The sequence below is a fragment of the Rhodobacter sp. 24-YEA-8 genome, from assembly GCF_900105075.1.
Taxonomy (GTDB): Bacteria; Pseudomonadota; Alphaproteobacteria; order Rhodobacterales; family Rhodobacteraceae; genus Pseudogemmobacter.
This window is the reverse complement of the sequence record NZ_FNSK01000001.1, coordinates 561,517-576,068: the sequence shown is the minus strand read 5'-3', so window position 1 is coordinate 576,068 and position 14,552 is coordinate 561,517. Positions and strand designations below refer to the sequence as shown.

Genomic DNA, 14,552 nt, shown 5'->3' with positions numbered 1-14,552 from the left:
GACTCTGTTGGGGGGATGCGGCAATACTGTATCCTGAATTGAAACAATAACGGTTGAGGTTCCGCCCTTGTCGACTCCAGTACGCCGCCCCGTCGCCTCTCTCTGGATTGGCCCGCGCCTGCATTACCTGAACCAGCTTTGTCTCCTGAGCCATCTGCGCCACGGCCATCCGACCACGCTTTATTGCACGGAAGAAGTCTCGAATGTCCCTGAAGGGATCGAGATCCGCCCCGCGACCGAGATCATGGATATCGACATGTCCATCGTCGCGCAGACCTCGGAAAGCTTTCTGTCGAACGTCTTCCGCTACAAGATGATCCAGAAAACCGACGCGGTCTGGATCGACTGTGACGCCTATTGCCACAAGCCCTTTCCCGACGAGATGCAGAATATCTATGCCGGCCATGGTTTCCGCGGAGCGCTGAATTGTGGCGTGGTTTATATTCCGAAAGATGGCGAGCTGATCCACCAGCTGCTCGACTATTACGACAACCTGCCCGAGGCGCCGGCCTGGTTCAACAAACAGCAGCGCAAACGGATCGAGAAACAGGACAGCGCCCTGCCCCAGGCCGTGCGCATCTACAACGCGGAACGCACCGCCTTTGGCCCCCAGGCCTTTACATATTTCGCCCAACAGACCGGCGATTATGAAAAGGCGCTCAGCCCGGATGTGCTCTACCCGGTGCCCTTCCAGCTGAATGACGTCTTTTACGACCCCTATGGCCGGGTCGAGGGGCATTTCACCGATAAGACGCTCTCGGTGCATCTCTATACCAATGGCACCAGGCCCTGGTGGCGCAAGAACGTGCCGCTCGCGAATTCCTATGCCGCGCGGATGTGCGAAGAGATCGGTGTCGATCCGTCAAAGGCGCTGGAAGAGTAATGGCCGCGCGCAGGAAAGCCGCGCCGCCTGAGGTCGCGCCTGTCGCCGAAGAGAGCGCGCCGAAGTCAAAGGCAGAACAGCGGGCTGAGATAATGATCCGCCGCCAGAAGCGGAATATGCGCAAGGCCTGGGCCGAGGGCTATCTGACCGGCATCTGCGCCATGCTGCGGCCGGGGGATCTGGCGGTGGATTGTGGCGCCAATATGGGCGTGGTGACGGAACAGCTTGCCGCCACCGGCGCCGATGTGATCGCCTTTGAACCCGATCCGGATTGCTTTGCGGCGCTGCAGCAAAAATTCGGTGCCACCGCGAATGTCACGCTGATCAATGCCGCTGTCGGCACCCGCGCCGGCACCGTCCGTCTGATGCGCGCCGGGAATTTCGACGCCAATCCGGTGGGGGCCTCTGTGAAAAACACCATCCTCGATGGCGGGCGCGGCATTGATGAAGGAAATTCCGTCGAGGTGCAGCTGATCGACTTCCCCGCCTTCCTGCGCGACAAGGGGCAGATCCGCTTCCTCAAGCTCGATATCGAGGGTGCAGAGCTGGAAATCCTTGAGACCATGGAGCGAGACGGGCTTTTCGACCGGGTCAACAGCCTCGTGGCCGAGACGCATGAGCGCAAGTTCCCCGAACTGCGTCAGAGATTTCGCGACCTGCGCCGGCGCGTGGCAGAGGCATATCCGCCAACCCATGTTAATCTCGACTGGATCTGAGCGTCACCGTGAGCCGGGCAAACCAGATGTGGACGTCTTCGGCATCGAGGTAGTCGCCGGAAGCCTGTTCAACGCTGGCAGGGATGCGCAGGTCATCTCGCTGCCCCTTCGATCATCCAGCGCAGGATTGCCCCTGCTTTCGCCTAAAGGTGGTCTGGCAGGCCACGGTCTTCCCGTCCCATGAATGATGCCGCAAATGGCACTAGATGTTTGATCCCACGGTTTGATGGTGCGATCCTCTCTTTGGAATGGAAGGATGACAAGCCGAAGCGGTCGAAGTTCAAACGCTAGCCAAGCCCTTTCAGCGCCGCATTGTTCTCTGCAAACCTGTCCGCCGTCTGTTGCAACGGCGAATAGGTCATTTGTGCGATCTGGTGAATACGCTCCATGATCTCGGGGGCGGCCTGCATATTGCCAACCGCAACACCCACGCGCGACGACATGTCCGACCATGCGTCTGCGGCCTGACCAATGGCTCTGACTGAGAAGGCCGCCGCCAACGCTCCACCGATCTTAGCCCCAATGGCCAGGATCTCCTTCAGGAACCCGGCCATCTGATCCTTGGACTGCTTCAGTCCATTGCTGAATTGCGCGCTGTCCAGCCCAAGGTTGACGCGGAGTTCGCCGATGATTGCAGATGCAGCCATATCCATAACCCCTTGATACGGTAGGCCCCGGCTCGTAGCATTTTCACCGAGGGAAATTTGATTGCAGGATTAGTAAATGACCAAGCTCATCGATAGCTCGCGAGAGTTGGGCGCCATCGAAATAATCCGCTTTGCAGGCAAGCTAGTCAGCATCCGGGTGACTTCCGGGAAAACCAGGACGGAATATGACGCGACCAACTTAGTAAGCATTGTTCCCATCGACGTGGATGCATACAGATCCGCAGGAAAAGCCGCCGCAGGGGCAATCATCGGGGACGTACTGACTGGCGGGGTCGGGCTTATCGCAGGACCCGCAATCGGCGGGCGAAGAAGGAAGACCGGATCCTACTTGATCCATTTTTCGGATGGTCACTACATTGCGATAGAGGAGACTGACAAGGGGAACACTGCGCTTCTCGATGACGCCATAACGCGTGCCAAGAATAGCGATATGGTGAAATCAGCGCCCCCACCAGATCTACAAGGCAGCACCAGCATCCCCCCACTCACTCCTCCCGTAACAAAACAGACGTCAAAAAAGGTGAAAATTTTCTACTCGGGATGGGGGTTATTGCAGTCATTTCGGCAATAGCGGGGTTTGCTACCGATGGCGGTGCTTCAATCGGAATTACGACAGGTGTAATTCTCACCATTGTATGGGTACCAACTTATCTGCTGGTCTTGTTGGTTTCGGTTTTACGACACCGAAAGCGTCCGGCCTGAATTCCCCTGCAACCCGCGTTCCAAGGCCCTGTCGATCTTGCCCCATGCGTCGTGGAACGCCTGCGCCCGCTCTTTCGGGCTGTGATCGGTGCCGACGAACTTCTACAGCGGGAAAGGCTTTTCAGGTAACCAGTGCCATCATCATGATGATAGTCAGGGAACTGCGGGAACGCAGCCTTGCCTCAGAAACGACCGCCGCCGACCACGGTGACGGTCCTTCTCTGGGCTTCGTCTTGCGGCAGTGAGGGCAAGATTGGGGATGCTGCGGCGTCCCCTGAGCCGGACTCCAAAGCCTCTTTTACACGCGACCGCAATGCCCTTTTTCGGGCGATGACCACATAATGTCTGAAAGAATCAAATCATTGAATTTTAATTATAATTCACAATCAACTTCATTCTGGAAGTATGATCTGAGTCATGAATCGTTAGCAGTAACTGCATCTGGAATGACCAGCTTCGCTGATCTGGATAAACGCTGCATCACCTTCACGCTTCATCTGGATGATCCGGCTCGGCACGAGCCGTTGTGTCGAACTTTGTTCGGCACAATCGAAGCATACTTTGGAATGCCCCCACTGAGTGGTCCGGTTTGAATGTTAGTGCATTGTCGGCCTGTGGTCCATTTGCACGAAGGTCTCTGGGGCCGGTGGCCGGTAGTTCAGAGCGCTGTGGGGCCTGACGGTGTTGTAGTGCCGTCGCCACCTTTCGATCAGGATCTGTGCCTCGTGCAGGGTGTGGAAGACCTCGCCGTTGAGCATTTCGTCCCGGAACCGGGCGTTGAAACTCTCGCAGTAGCCGTTCTCCCACGGTGATCCTGGCGCAATGAATGCCGTTTTGGCACCCACCGCCCCGATCCATGCCTGCACCTTTTTGGCAATGAATTCGGCGCCATTGTCGGACCTTATGAACTCGGGCGGGCCGCGCAGGATGAACAGATCAGTCAGGGCGTCGACAACGTCGGTCGAGTTTAGCTTGCGCTTGACGCGGATCACCAGTGCTTCCTTCGTGAACTCGTCGATGATGTTGAGCGTGCGGAAGATCCGCCCATCCCGGGTCCGGTCCTGGACGAAATCACAGGACCAGACGTGATTGGGGCGCTCCGGCCTCAGCCGAACGCAAGAGCCATCGTTCAGCCAAAGCCGCCCCTTCCTGGCCTGCTTTTGCGGGACTTTCAGCCCTTCCCGCCGCCAGATCCGTTCGACCCGTTTATGGTTCACATGCCAGCCGCTGTTGTTCAGCATGCCGGTGATCATGCGGTAGCCATATCGCCCGAACTCTCGCGCCAGCTCGATGATGTCCTCGGTCAGCCGCTCTTCATCGGCCAGGCCGCAGGGCACTTTGCGCTGCGTAGATCGGTGCTGACCCAGCGTGCGACAGGCCCGGCGTTCGGAAATCCGCAGGGGCTGCCGCACATGGTCGATGCATTGGCGGCGGCGCGAAGGGCTCAAAAGTTTCCCCGGGCAGCCTCAGCCAAAATCATCTTGTCCGGGGGCAGATCCGAAACCGCTCGCCTGAGCCGCTGGTTCTCCGCCTCACGATCCTTCAGCCGCTTGAGCTGATCGCGGTTCATACCGCCGTATTCCTTGCGCCATCGATAATAGGTCTGCACCGTCACTCCGATCTGTCGCACAGCATCAGAGACCGACTTGCCCTGGCCGTGCAGCACTTCAACTTGCCGCAGCTTCAGAACGATAGCTTCGGGCTTCTCTCGCTTGCCAGCCATAATCTGGTCCTCCTGAAAACGGGATAAGCATATCCCTGTGGCTGGACCACTTCAGTGGGCGCATTCCACCGGCGCCGGGCCCGGACTTCGCCCGCGTGATACATCGCGCGACCAGAGAACGCGGCCAGCAGCGCAGTCGCGGCCCCGCCGATGAATTGGTTGATGGTTGCAATCAGGCCGGGATCGGGCGGCGTTATGTCAGTCAAAGGCGCCTCCTGCGCGTCAGAGCATTGTGGCGATCACCACCGCTTGGTTTTCCGACAAGCCCAGTTCGCGCAAAACCTCACGTCCATCGGCGCGCATCTGGTCATCGGTAGGCTTCTCACCCGGAGCATAGCTGACCACTACATGCATGACCGGGCTTTTCGTGCGACGCGACACCGCCGCCGCAACTTGCATTTCGCCCGCCGCATCATCGGGCGTATCCGATGACAGGTTGTCGAGCGCGAGGACATTCCCGCGCTCGTTCTTGGTCAAGTATCGCGCCAGTCCTGAAAAATCACTACCCTTACTGATCTTTGCAATCATGATCGCCTCAGGGCCATTTCTCGCGCCCGTTCCGCCGGAATGGAAATAGTGTTCATGACGCTATGTGACCCGATCAGGATCGCAAACTCGGTCAAGGCCTCCTTTGCGTCGCTTGATCCGACATAGATGACATTCATGTCGCATATGTCGATGCCGCCACCCCGCTGAAACATGTCGTTCTCAGCGCGAATCCAGTTGTCCTTTGCGAAACTCAGGAGGTCGCACGCGCCATCTTCACTGACGATATAGATCGCCTTTCTGATTTCCTCGCTGGATGTCGTTGCCATCAACGACCGGAAGCACTCCTGCTCGCAGGCAATATGAACCTTTAGCTCGCGGGATACCGCGACCACTGCCCGCTCGGCTTCAGCGGCATATTTTTCAAGAGATTTGGGGATTGTAACGGGAAATGCGGTCATTTCATCAGTCCTTTCAGGCTATTCACGGTGTCATTGATCTTGCGCCCAAGGATGGCCAAGGCCTGCACCTGTTGCGGAGTCAGGCCACGTCCGTTCGCACTTTTGGCAATTTGATTGAGATTGCCGCCGAGCCGATTGAGCGCGGCGACGGCCTCGGCGTCGATCCTAGTTGATTGCTCGGGCATCGGCTGCATCAAGGCAGAATGCCGCGCATAAGTTGCCACAGGCATTCCGATCCGTTTTGCCTTTTCATTGACGGATCGCCATTCTTCGGGCGCGGCCCGAAATTCAATGCGATGCGGTCGTGCGACCATAGCACCATCCTTACCCTTTATATCCGTAGGCGAGTTTTATCCGGCATTTGTCCGGTAAAAACATTTCTTGCTGATCTTGATACCATATCTCACTATTATAAGTTGGCGTATTTATGGAAACAAGGCATGGGGCCGGGATTCATACGACACATGCAGATTTGGTAGAGCATAGCCAAAATTTCTGGAATTTGGCATCGGCTAAAATATTTCGATGAAAAATCGAATCCGGGACTGCTCAGAACTTGCAATAATAATTCGATAAGCCTGCTTTGGCCACAGGACGATGACTCCCTGCGGAACACAGCCAGGCACGAGGCATTTCATCTTTCACTTCTCGTCATTGATGAATCGGGGAGGTGGCAGGATATCGACGCGATCAGGGATGAGGCTATGGGGCTTGCCCTTATGATCCCAGACCTATCCGATATCCTCAACGACTACCGTGTGCGCGGGTTGCACATTCGAGATGAGGCTTTGGTTCTTCTTGCCGATACCATTGCCAATGATGCCGACCTTACAAGACTGGGGGCTTCACGGCGATTGGTCGCACTGGTGCAGGCCATAGTCAGGCCCAAACCGCTGATGCCCGCCATCCGGGCTATTGCGAACGTGGTGGCGGCGGGTGGGATTATATTATCCATCATCGCCGGAATCGTGGCCCGATAGACGAGGCTGAAATACTCCACCTTGCTTTATCATAGCATAAAGGGGGCACGAAAGCGCGCACCCTCTTTTTTTGTTTCCGCTATATCGTGGAGGCATCCAGCGTCATGCTGATTGTGCCCATGATCTGCGATGTTTCCAGCAGGATTTTGATGATCGCCCGATAGTGTTTCACGTCATCAAAGCCCAAGGCGCGGCCCTTGCGATCCTTAAGCCATTTCTGAGCGGGCTGATAGCCTCCGATCATAGCTACCCACCCGAAAAGGGCGCCTCGAAATCGACCACATTCAGCCGGTGCGCAAAGCCCCTGACCGGGCATTCGACCCGGCAAACCTCCAGGCGCTGTGCAGCCGCTGCCATGCCTCGAAAACCCGCAAAGAAATGGGCTTCGCGCCCGTCCGAAACGACCCCGAGCAACGTGCTTGGGCTGATGCCGTTGCCGATCTGGCAGCGGAACCCGCAACCCCGGCTAAGGAGTAAACATGCTGGAATCCGTCAAAATCACCCGTCGCCAATCGGAGATCCGCCAGAAGCTGGCAAACCTCGCTGGCAAGGAAAAGCCGACCGAGGACGAAACCAAGGAAATGGATGAGCTGGACAAAGAGTTTCAGTCCAATGAAGTCCGTTTCCGTGCCGCCCTGACCTCGGAAAGCACCGAACGCCGCGCCGCCGGTGCCGAGCTGGAAACGCGCTGCAGCTGCTGACCGGCCTGCAGTTGGCGGCGGAATAATGCTCTGGGGTGCGTCTCTCGGCGGGCTGGAATTGCGCAGCGAGGGTGGGGCAACCCACCTTCGGGCGGCGTTCCCCTATGGCGCGGAAACCGAGCTTGCACCCGGGCGGCGGGAGATCTTCGCCGCTCTGGCCTTCTCTGACCGGATCGAGGCGGGCGAGGACATTCACCTGCTGGCCGGTCACGACTGGGAAAAACCCCTCGCATCCCGCGCGGCGGGAACCCTCTCCCTGGCAAAGATGCAGGCGGGTGCCGAGCTGGATCACCAGAAATCCGCGCTTACGGAACATGCAGACGGCATCAGGACGATGCTGGAGGGTGAATTCATCGACCGGGTTCTGGAATTTTCCAATGCTGGGAAGCTCGCCGCCGAAGCGTTACAGGCTGCCGAGGAAATTGATCAGCGCCATCAGGCTCTTGGTGAACAGATCGACGCCAACGCGGCTTTGCTGCGGCGGCAAGCCCGATGGGCATGGATCGCCCTTGGCGGTGCATGTTTCGCCGCCGCTGCGATCATTGCGTTGGCGATATGGGGCGGCGTGCGGCTGATCGACAAGGCCGGTCTGGAGGCCGATACGATCCGCGCTGCGAATGCATCCGAGCTGCTGCGCGCCCGTGAGGAAGGCCAGCGCGCGATTGCCCGCCTGCATGAGGAGTTGTCGGCCCAACAGGGTGAGATTGAGCGGCGCATCGCGGTGGCCGGTGTCGAGCTGTCGGAACTGACGGGTGAACGTGACAGGCTGGTGGCGGAGCTGGAGGAGTTTGCCGATCTTCGCGACCGGCTCGGCATCCAACTGGTTGAAACCCGATCCCGCATCACCATTGTCGTGCCGGAAGGGCAGGAAATCCGGCCATGGCGGGCGGCGGGCCTGTCTGATCGCGCCCACTACAATGGGCGGATGTTCCGGGTGGTGGCGCGGGAGTGATCCTCAGCGCAGCGCCAGAAGGTCCTGGCCCAGTTGGTGCAGCGAGATGACCTCGATCCCGTTCGGCAGCGGGAAAGCCTCGGTGCCCGGGTAGATCACGATCCGCCGTTCGGGTTGCAGGTCTTCGCAGGCCGAATGGAAGCCGCGCTCGACCTTGGGGGCGAGGTTGCGCTTGACCTCAATGGCCCAAACCGCGCCGCCCGGCAGGGTCAGGACCAGATCGACCTCGGCCCCTGCGCCACTGCGGTAGAATAGAGGACTACCTCGCCGCGAGAACAGTTGAGCCGACTTCAAAGGGTTGGAGGGGCCACGAATGAGCGCCGCGGTCGAAAGCATCAGCTTGATTTCTGCCGCCGATCTGGCCCGCGCCTTCGGCTACTCCGGACCGAGCGATGCCTTCAGGATGTGGTGCTGCTCGATGAAGATCGTGCCGGTTCCGGGACGGCGAGGTTGGTACGATCCCAGACTGGTTCGGCGTCGATTGGATCAGGCGCAAGGTTTGCAGGTGCCCACGCCGGAAGCCAACATTTCGACGAGTCTCGTGATGCAGCGAAGAGCCCGCAATGGCGCGCTTTAGGTTGCCAAAGGGAGTTCACTGCGTGCGGCGCATGACCAACAACGGGCCGAAATTCCATTTCTATGCTTGGCGCGGTGGCCCGAAATTCTGGGCCTCGACGCAGCGGTATCCGGACGATCCGGCCTTTTTCGCCGCCTTGGCAGAGGCTGTGAAGCTCCCGCAAGTCAAGCAATCCTATATGACTGCAACGATGGTCGATGACTTCCTGTCCAGCCCTCACATGCCTCGAGGGGCACGGTCCCAAGCGGACTATCGGCTCTGGGGTCTGCGGTTTGCCGAGGCCTTCAAAGATGACCCGGCAAAGATGTTCGAGGAACCGGAGGCGCGTGCCGAGGTGAACGAATGGCGAAAAGCATGGGCGCATTCCCCGCGACAGTACGACTATTCGGGAACGGTTGTGACACGGATTCTCAACTGGGCGTGGAAGGAAGCTGGCAAGCTCCGTGTTCACTACTGTGGAGGATTTTCCAAGGTGTATGAGGTAGATAGGTCACTCATTGTCTGGACCACAGCCTTTATTGAAACCGTCATAGCAAAGGCTCCCGATTGGGTATGTAGGCTACTGGTCGCCGCGTGCGAGACCGGACTACCCGTAGGGGATCTTATCCGTTTGTCGCGGGCGCACATTGAGGACACACAAAAGGGGCGGCGGATCGTTATCCGGACGAACAAGAGGAATCAGATGGCGATCATCCCTGTGACGCAGGCTATGGCCGAAGTGATTGATGCGACGCCTGAAGGACGTGACCTCATTCTGACCAACACCAACGGCAAACCGTTGACGGAGCATCGCGCGTCTGAAGGGCTTCGGCAGTGGCGGGACAAGGCGGGGCTGACGCCTGCGGCGCTTGGATATGATCTGCGCCTTCAAGACGCACGGGGCACGGCAGCCACGAGACTGCTCAATCTGGACATGTCACTGCGTCAGATCGCAACCATCATGGGCTGGAGCCTGAAGCATGCATCGGCTGTGATCGAGCATTATGCGATGGTTTCACCAGCCGAGACGGATGAGGTCTTGGAGAAACTGGATGCCGCCAAAAAGGCCGCGAAAAAAGATGAAATGTAAACGCAACTGTAAACGGCGATGCCGTTCAGCAACGAGAGGATAACTAAGTGATTGAAAAGATTTGGAGGCGGGTACCGGAATCGAACCGGTCTTCACGGATTTGCAATCCGCTGCGTAACCTCTCCGCCAACCCGCCGTTGTCCAGATTGATCAATCGTTTAGACGACCATTGAAAAATCCGCAAGGCCCGCTCTCAACAATGTTCTCAACATTCCCGTTCTGGCCCTGTTCTGTTCTTGAGCCAACAAGCTCCCGGTTGCCCGAGGGGTCTGCAATCCGGATGTCAGCCGCAATCAATCCGCGCTGAGCCGGGAACGGGTGAGCGCACAGCCAGTGCGCGACGCGAACATACAATGAACAATGATAAGACCAATTCCCTGGTCGTCCATGCCCACTCATCTGACCCCCTGCCCGAAAGCACCCAACTTACCTGTGTCAGGAGAGGACGATCAGGCAAATCAAGCCGCGCGCGCTATGTCGCGTCGGCAGGCGCCGGGGACGCGCCATCTGTGCTGCCTGAGTTTGCCCGTGCCGCCGGCTGCGCGGTCAAGCTCAGGCAGCACTTATGGGTATGGAGCGACCACTGCGGAATGGTATCTGACCTGTCGCCACGAAAGCGGGATCAGACCTGGCGCCTTGCCTCAACAGGGCTGTCAGCCGGGCCATGTTCACCACCGCCCGGTCATCCGGCGAGACCGCCAGTGCCGCCGCGTGATCAGCCCGCGCCAGTCGCGATCCATCGCAGTGTACGCCGTCTTTTGGTGTCGGGCGGAAGCACGCTGAGAGCAGAGCGTCGCAAATATGGGTCGTCGAAAATCCCAGCATCGACCGTGTCCATCTGTTGGTCAGCGCTGGCGCGCGGCGGGACAACAGGTCAGTGCCTTTCACATCGGCCAGCCGCCGCGTCGGGCAGGCTGATCTCCAATGGCGTCATCTTGCTTATTCTCATGTTTTCCGCAGCGTCATCACATCTCTCAGGGAACCAGATCGCTGTCTGCTGGTTTTCCCCGTGACAACCGATGGACCACATCGGATCGTCGTTTTCCCTGTTGGACTTGCGGGGCGCTCAGGGAATGGGGCGCCCCGTTTCTTTGATGCTTCCTGACGCCTCCTTGGCCTGACACGTGGCGCGGGGGAAAGACGGATAAGTACCTGCCGCAGGTGACCAGCAGCGGCGCGACCTCTGCTACACAGATCGGCCCAACACGTGGCTTCTTTGCCCCGGCGGCTTTGCGCTTGAGCTATAGCGTCGGAACGCCGCTGGCCGGCGCCGCCAGCGTCGGTTCAGAATTCAGAAAACGGCCCTCGTCAGCGCCAGGCCAGAGCCTCCAGACTTCCACTGGCTGCGAGCTCGAGCCGTGCGGGCAAGGTCCGGGATAATTCTGCAATGGAGTGCTTCTTCTCTACACAGAGAACCGAATGCAAAGCCCGAGACGTCTATCGCGCCCGTAACGAAGCCCGTGCAGAAGACTTCGCTTATCCGCCCACTGCCCACATGGTTCGCAGCCCAGCAACGAGCGGTCCGACAGAACCTCTCAGAAGTAAAATCGGCGAGATTCGACATCGACACTGCGGCTGCCGCCAATACTGAAGTCGTTCGCACCAAACGCAGGGAGACCAGTTCCACCTGATCCGCCCGCTGGCCTCGAACCCGCTGGTATTCCTTTATGTGGCAGTTGATCTCAGCGCCGCCAATCTCAGCAAGGCGCGGATCGCGGTTGAAGGCGTCGAAGACGGGATCTGACAGCGCCCCCATCTCGCCCACGGTCCGGCGTCAAACCAGGCACTGGGCGGGGCCGCGGAAAGCCGCCTGCCCGTCAGCGCCGCGGCTTAGATTTCCAGCTGTTGAGCCAGGCGCGCAGCCTGCCCCAGATGCCCTTGGCCCCCGCCCGCATGTCATCAACTCCGGCATCGACACGGTCGAAAGCCTGTTCGGCCCTGACCATGGCCGGGTCGATCATCCGCTCGCGAAACTGCATCCACATGCGGCGAAGCATGAACAAAAGGAAGGCCAGCACCAGAAGGATCACGATCGAGACCCAGGGGATCACGGTCACATCCGGACCCGCGACCCGCTTGGCCGAAACTGCATTGGGGAAGATGGTAAAGAATTTGTTGCGCCAGCCGTAATGCGTGACCTCGACCCAAATCGGGTCGGCGGGGGTCGAGACAAGATCCTTTGCCCGCGTCTGCAGCCCGAAACTGTCGATCTTGAAATAGGGCGGCCAGCCCCAGCCGGTATCCTCGTTGCGATATTCCATCGGGCTGCCACCAGGCGTCACGGCATTGATAAAGAACACATCGCGCGAGGTGGAGTTGGTCATGCCAACCTCTGCCCGGCTCCAGAACAGGGAGTTTTCGCCAATATCAACGCGGCGGTTCTCGGTACCGACAATGCGCACAATGTCATGTTGCGGCAAATTGTAATGCAGGAAGCTGCCCACCAGAAGAATGACAGCCAGCCAGAGGGTCCATTTGACGTAGCGCATAGGGTCAGAACCAGTTCACATAAAAGAAGATCGCGTTAAAGGCGACCATGGGCAGGATATAGATAAGCCATAAGAGCCGCCGTTTCAGCCCCCTTTGATAGGCCTGCATCCCGCGCTCGATAAAGGCGGTGCGGTCGCCTTCCAGGGCGCGCGCGTCCCAGTGCTTTTCAAGCTTTTCGCGCCGGACCGAGCGGGAATAGACCGATGCGAGAAAATAGGCGATCGTCAGGCCGATCAGCATGAAGAAAGCAAGTCTGATCCAGCCGATGATCATAAGGTGTCCCGATCTCCGTTCTGCATCCTGCGCCTCCCCCTCTGGCCAAATGCTCCGGCTTCGTGATCCGGCGCGGCACCCCTGCTCCTGTGACCCGGCGCCCTCGTCTGCCTTCCCGGCCTGCAGTCTGGCGCCCATCTCAGGAGAGGGCTCTGCCCCATGGTCCCGCGGGTCTGCGGCTCCCCTGCAATCCGGTACCTGTACCGCTCGGCGTCCCTGATCCCATCCCGGTTCTCATCTCGGGTCGCGCAAGCTCGTCCATTTTCGGCTCTGGTCCGAACAATGTCTCACGCGCGCCCTCCTTGTCGACCATATATTCACGTTCGAGAAAATCGACCACATATTGCCGCTTTACCTCGGACCAGCCGCGATATTCCTCATAAAACCGCTCTTTATGGGTGATGAAGAGCTGGCGGATATCCAGCACGGAAAGCTCTGAGAGAAGCATATTGACCAGATCGCGATCCGGGCCGGGTCGGGCGCGGATCGTGTAGAAATAGGCCGGATGTTCGCTGGAAATGCGGGGCCAGGGTCCGGCCGCTTCCACCCAGGACAGCATGGCAGCAAGACCGAGGAATTCCTCGGGCAGCGCCTCGCCCAGACGATAAGCCAGCTTGCGCAATTCGGTCCGCCGCGCCGTTCCGACCTCGAACCCCAGCTGATCGGCAATGCTGATCAGGATGAAATCCATCTTCTGCCGGAGGATCGCCCCTGCCCCGGCGCCGCCCGGTCCACCACTGCGCGACTGCACTACAGGTTCGACCAGCTGATTGCGTTCCAGCCAGTCGGCAATGTGGTTGCGATGGCTGAAATCCATCACCTGCGCGATGGGCAGTGTGCCGAATTCCATCATCGGACGGCGGGTGATGGCGGCGGGAAACTTCTGCCCCTGAAAGATATAGATGCCGCCAAACAGGGCCGACCAGAAATCGGGCTGCTCAAAGGTCATCGCCGGCAAATTGATCGGCACCCGCGTCACATCGCCGGTGCGCGCGGCCAGCGCGATCATCTCTGCGATCAGCGCCTCGTCGCGCCAGCCATCGGGCTCGGCCCGGAACCGCTCAATCAGGGTCGTGAGCTTTTCCGCATCGGCGACATGGCCGCCGATCGTATCGGCCTCGACCGTAACGCGGCGCATCCGGAACAATTGTTCGGGTTTTTCGACCGAAAAGACCGATCCCTGCAATTCACCCGCCACGACATCGCGAGCGGTAAGGGCAAAAAGCTGCGCCTCATTGGCCTCGATGAATTGCACAAGAATGCCGCGCGAGGTCGAGAAGCGGATATTCAGCAAAGGCGCAGATTTCTGCGCTGTGGTCAGCAGGATGAATTGCCGGTTTGCCCCATTCGGGTTGAGATACCAAGGATCATTGAATTCATCCCCGATCTCGGGTGAGAACCCCGACAGGTCGATATGGAAATCTGTCAGGCTTGTTTCGCGCCCGATCAATGCCTTCAGCGCACGGTTATAGCGGGCCACAAGCTGGGGCGAGGAAACCTCGATCAGATTTCCATACATCAGCCCTTTTTCGATGAGACGCTTCATGATTGGCGCCCCTCAGTCGGGCGCCTTTTGTTCGCAACCGTGCAGATGACGAGGCCGGAGATAATGCCAAGAACAATTCCGGAAACGATGGCTGGTCCACCGATCCCCACCGGACCTTCCGGCCCGGAGCTGCCCATCGCAAACAGCATCAGCATGACAAAAAACCAGGCCGGGGCCGCTGCCGTTGCCGTCATAAATACACCGAGAACATATCCCCCGACCCGCATCCCGCCTCGCATCCCCGGCAAAGCCCGCAAGACCATAAAGGTCAAAGCCAGCCAGATCAAAGCGATGATCGCCCAGATCACCATGCTTTCGAATTCAC

Annotated in this window: 20 protein-coding genes and 1 tRNA gene; 9 read left to right on the top strand and 12 right to left on the bottom strand. The window is 58.8% G+C overall.

The features are described from left to right. Nucleotides 1–67 precede the first annotated feature (67 nt). Together BLW25_RS02775 and BLW25_RS02770 are read left to right on the top strand one after the other, a co-directional pair. A complete protein-coding gene (locus BLW25_RS02775; protein ID WP_092896113.1) occupies nt 68–883 on the top strand; it encodes a hypothetical protein in 816 nt (271 codons plus the stop codon). Next, the gene (locus BLW25_RS02770; RefSeq protein WP_092896111.1) at nt 883–1,599 is read left to right on the top strand and encodes an FkbM family methyltransferase; all 717 of its coding nucleotides are present in this window, start codon (nt 883–885) and stop codon (nt 1,597–1,599) included. Before BLW25_RS02775 ends, BLW25_RS02770 begins: the two co-directional genes overlap by 1 nt. A 287-nt stretch (nt 1,600–1,886) precedes the next feature. On the opposite strand, the gene BLW25_RS02765 is transcribed toward BLW25_RS02770, so the two are convergent. Continuing rightward, complete coding sequence (locus BLW25_RS02765) at nt 1,887–2,246, bottom strand: hypothetical protein (protein WP_143040424.1); 360 nt, start codon at nt 2,244–2,246, stop codon at nt 1,887–1,889. A 76-nt stretch (nt 2,247–2,322) separates the two neighbouring features. Between BLW25_RS02765 and BLW25_RS02760 the strand changes: the two genes are divergently transcribed. Next, nucleotides 2,323–2,838 carry a hypothetical protein gene (locus BLW25_RS02760; protein ID WP_092896107.1) on the top strand — a complete coding sequence of 172 codons (516 nt, stop codon included), beginning with the start codon at nt 2,323–2,325 and terminating at the stop codon, nt 2,836–2,838. A 727-nt stretch (nt 2,839–3,565) separates the two neighbouring features. Here BLW25_RS02760 and BLW25_RS02755 read toward each other — a convergent pair. The 4 genes from BLW25_RS02755 to BLW25_RS02740 form a co-directional block, all read right to left on the bottom strand. After that, nucleotides 3,566–4,692, bottom strand: a protein-coding gene (locus BLW25_RS02755) for an IS3 family transposase (protein WP_092896105.1) whose coding sequence is annotated in 2 segments (ribosomal slippage) — nt 3,566–4,428 and nt 4,428–4,692 — 1,128 coding nt in all. Because the reading frame shifts where the segments join, the coding sequence is not laid out codon by codon here. A 222-nt stretch (nt 4,693–4,914) separates the two neighbouring features. Then, nucleotides 4,915–5,220 (bottom strand): relaxase/mobilization nuclease domain-containing protein, encoded by a 306-nt coding sequence (locus BLW25_RS02750; RefSeq protein WP_092896103.1) that lies wholly within the window; start codon nt 5,218–5,220, stop codon nt 4,915–4,917. Beyond that, entirely contained in the window at nt 5,217–5,639 is a 423-nt protein-coding gene (locus BLW25_RS02745; RefSeq protein ID WP_092896101.1) for a hypothetical protein, read from the bottom strand. Before BLW25_RS02745 ends, BLW25_RS02750 begins: the two co-directional genes overlap by 4 nt. Continuing rightward, entirely contained in the window at nt 5,636–5,953 is a 318-nt protein-coding gene (locus tag BLW25_RS02740) for a plasmid mobilization protein (RefSeq protein WP_092896099.1), read from the bottom strand. Before BLW25_RS02740 ends, BLW25_RS02745 begins: the two co-directional genes overlap by 4 nt. Before the next feature lie 390 nt (nt 5,954–6,343). Between BLW25_RS02740 and BLW25_RS02735 the strand changes: the two genes are divergently transcribed. Next, on the top strand, nt 6,344–6,619 hold the full coding sequence (locus tag BLW25_RS02735) for a hypothetical protein (protein ID WP_092896097.1): 276 nt from the start codon (nt 6,344–6,346) through the stop codon (nt 6,617–6,619). A 79-nt stretch (nt 6,620–6,698) separates the two neighbouring features. Here BLW25_RS02735 and BLW25_RS24210 read toward each other — a convergent pair whose 3' ends face one another. Continuing rightward, a complete protein-coding gene (locus tag BLW25_RS24210; RefSeq protein WP_171909430.1) occupies nt 6,699–6,863 on the bottom strand; it encodes a hypothetical protein in 165 nt (54 codons plus the stop codon). 29 nt (nt 6,864–6,892) lie between these two features. Between BLW25_RS24210 and BLW25_RS02725 the strand changes: the two genes are divergently transcribed. The 3 genes from BLW25_RS02725 to BLW25_RS24855 are packed head-to-tail and all read left to right on the top strand — an operon-like array spanning nt 6,893 to nt 8,272. Then, nucleotides 6,893–7,096: an HNH endonuclease gene (locus tag BLW25_RS02725; RefSeq protein WP_092896095.1), complete on the top strand. Its 204-nt coding sequence runs from the start codon at nt 6,893–6,895 to the stop codon at nt 7,094–7,096. 2 nt (nt 7,097–7,098) lie between these two features. Next, nucleotides 7,099–7,320 carry a hypothetical protein gene (locus tag BLW25_RS02720; protein WP_092896093.1) on the top strand — a complete coding sequence of 74 codons (222 nt, stop codon included), beginning with the start codon at nt 7,099–7,101 and terminating at the stop codon, nt 7,318–7,320. 25 nt (nt 7,321–7,345) lie between these two features. Continuing rightward, complete coding sequence (locus tag BLW25_RS24855; protein WP_253188182.1) at nt 7,346–8,272, top strand: HK97 family phage prohead protease; 927 nt, start codon at nt 7,346–7,348, stop codon at nt 8,270–8,272. A 3-nt stretch (nt 8,273–8,275) separates the two neighbouring features. Here BLW25_RS24855 and BLW25_RS02710 read toward each other — a convergent pair whose 3' ends face one another. After that, on the bottom strand, nt 8,276–8,608 hold the full coding sequence (locus tag BLW25_RS02710) for a DUF4143 domain-containing protein (protein WP_253188180.1): 333 nt from the start codon (nt 8,606–8,608) through the stop codon (nt 8,276–8,278). Between BLW25_RS02710 and BLW25_RS23850 the strand changes: the two genes are divergently transcribed. Together BLW25_RS23850 and BLW25_RS02705 are read left to right on the top strand one after the other, a co-directional pair. Continuing rightward, nucleotides 8,586–8,849 (top strand): hypothetical protein, encoded by a 264-nt coding sequence (locus tag BLW25_RS23850; protein WP_143040423.1) that lies wholly within the window; start codon nt 8,586–8,588, stop codon nt 8,847–8,849. The two genes, BLW25_RS02710 and BLW25_RS23850, sit on opposite strands and share 23 nt — an antisense overlap. Nucleotides 8,850–8,880: 31 nt before the next feature. Then, complete coding sequence (locus BLW25_RS02705; RefSeq protein ID WP_253188523.1) at nt 8,881–9,918, top strand: tyrosine-type recombinase/integrase; 1,038 nt, start codon at nt 8,881–8,883, stop codon at nt 9,916–9,918. Nucleotides 9,919–9,980: 62 nt separating this feature from the next. On the opposite strand, the gene BLW25_RS02700 is transcribed toward BLW25_RS02705, so the two are convergent. The 5 genes from BLW25_RS02700 to BLW25_RS02675 all read right to left on the bottom strand — a co-directional run bounded on the left by BLW25_RS02700 (nt 9,981) and on the right by BLW25_RS02675 (nt 14,538). Then, nucleotides 9,981–10,054: transfer RNA gene (locus tag BLW25_RS02700), tRNA-Cys, on the bottom strand. A 1,681-nt stretch (nt 10,055–11,735) separates the two neighbouring features. Further along, on the bottom strand, nt 11,736–12,407 hold the full coding sequence (locus BLW25_RS02690; protein ID WP_092896089.1) for a DUF1523 family protein: 672 nt from the start codon (nt 12,405–12,407) through the stop codon (nt 11,736–11,738). A gap of 4 nt (nt 12,408–12,411) precedes the next feature. After that, nucleotides 12,412–12,681 (bottom strand): hypothetical protein, encoded by a 270-nt coding sequence (locus BLW25_RS02685; RefSeq protein WP_249498842.1) that lies wholly within the window; start codon nt 12,679–12,681, stop codon nt 12,412–12,414. Nucleotides 12,682–12,820: 139 nt separating this feature from the next. After that, complete coding sequence (locus BLW25_RS02680; RefSeq protein ID WP_216279318.1) at nt 12,821–14,227, bottom strand: DUF6638 family protein; 1,407 nt, start codon at nt 14,225–14,227, stop codon at nt 12,821–12,823. After that, nucleotides 14,224–14,538, bottom strand: a complete 315-nt coding sequence (locus BLW25_RS02675; RefSeq protein ID WP_143040422.1) for a hypothetical protein — start codon at nt 14,536–14,538, stop codon at nt 14,224–14,226. Before BLW25_RS02675 ends, BLW25_RS02680 begins: the two co-directional genes overlap by 4 nt. Nucleotides 14,539–14,552: the final 14 nt, after the last annotated feature.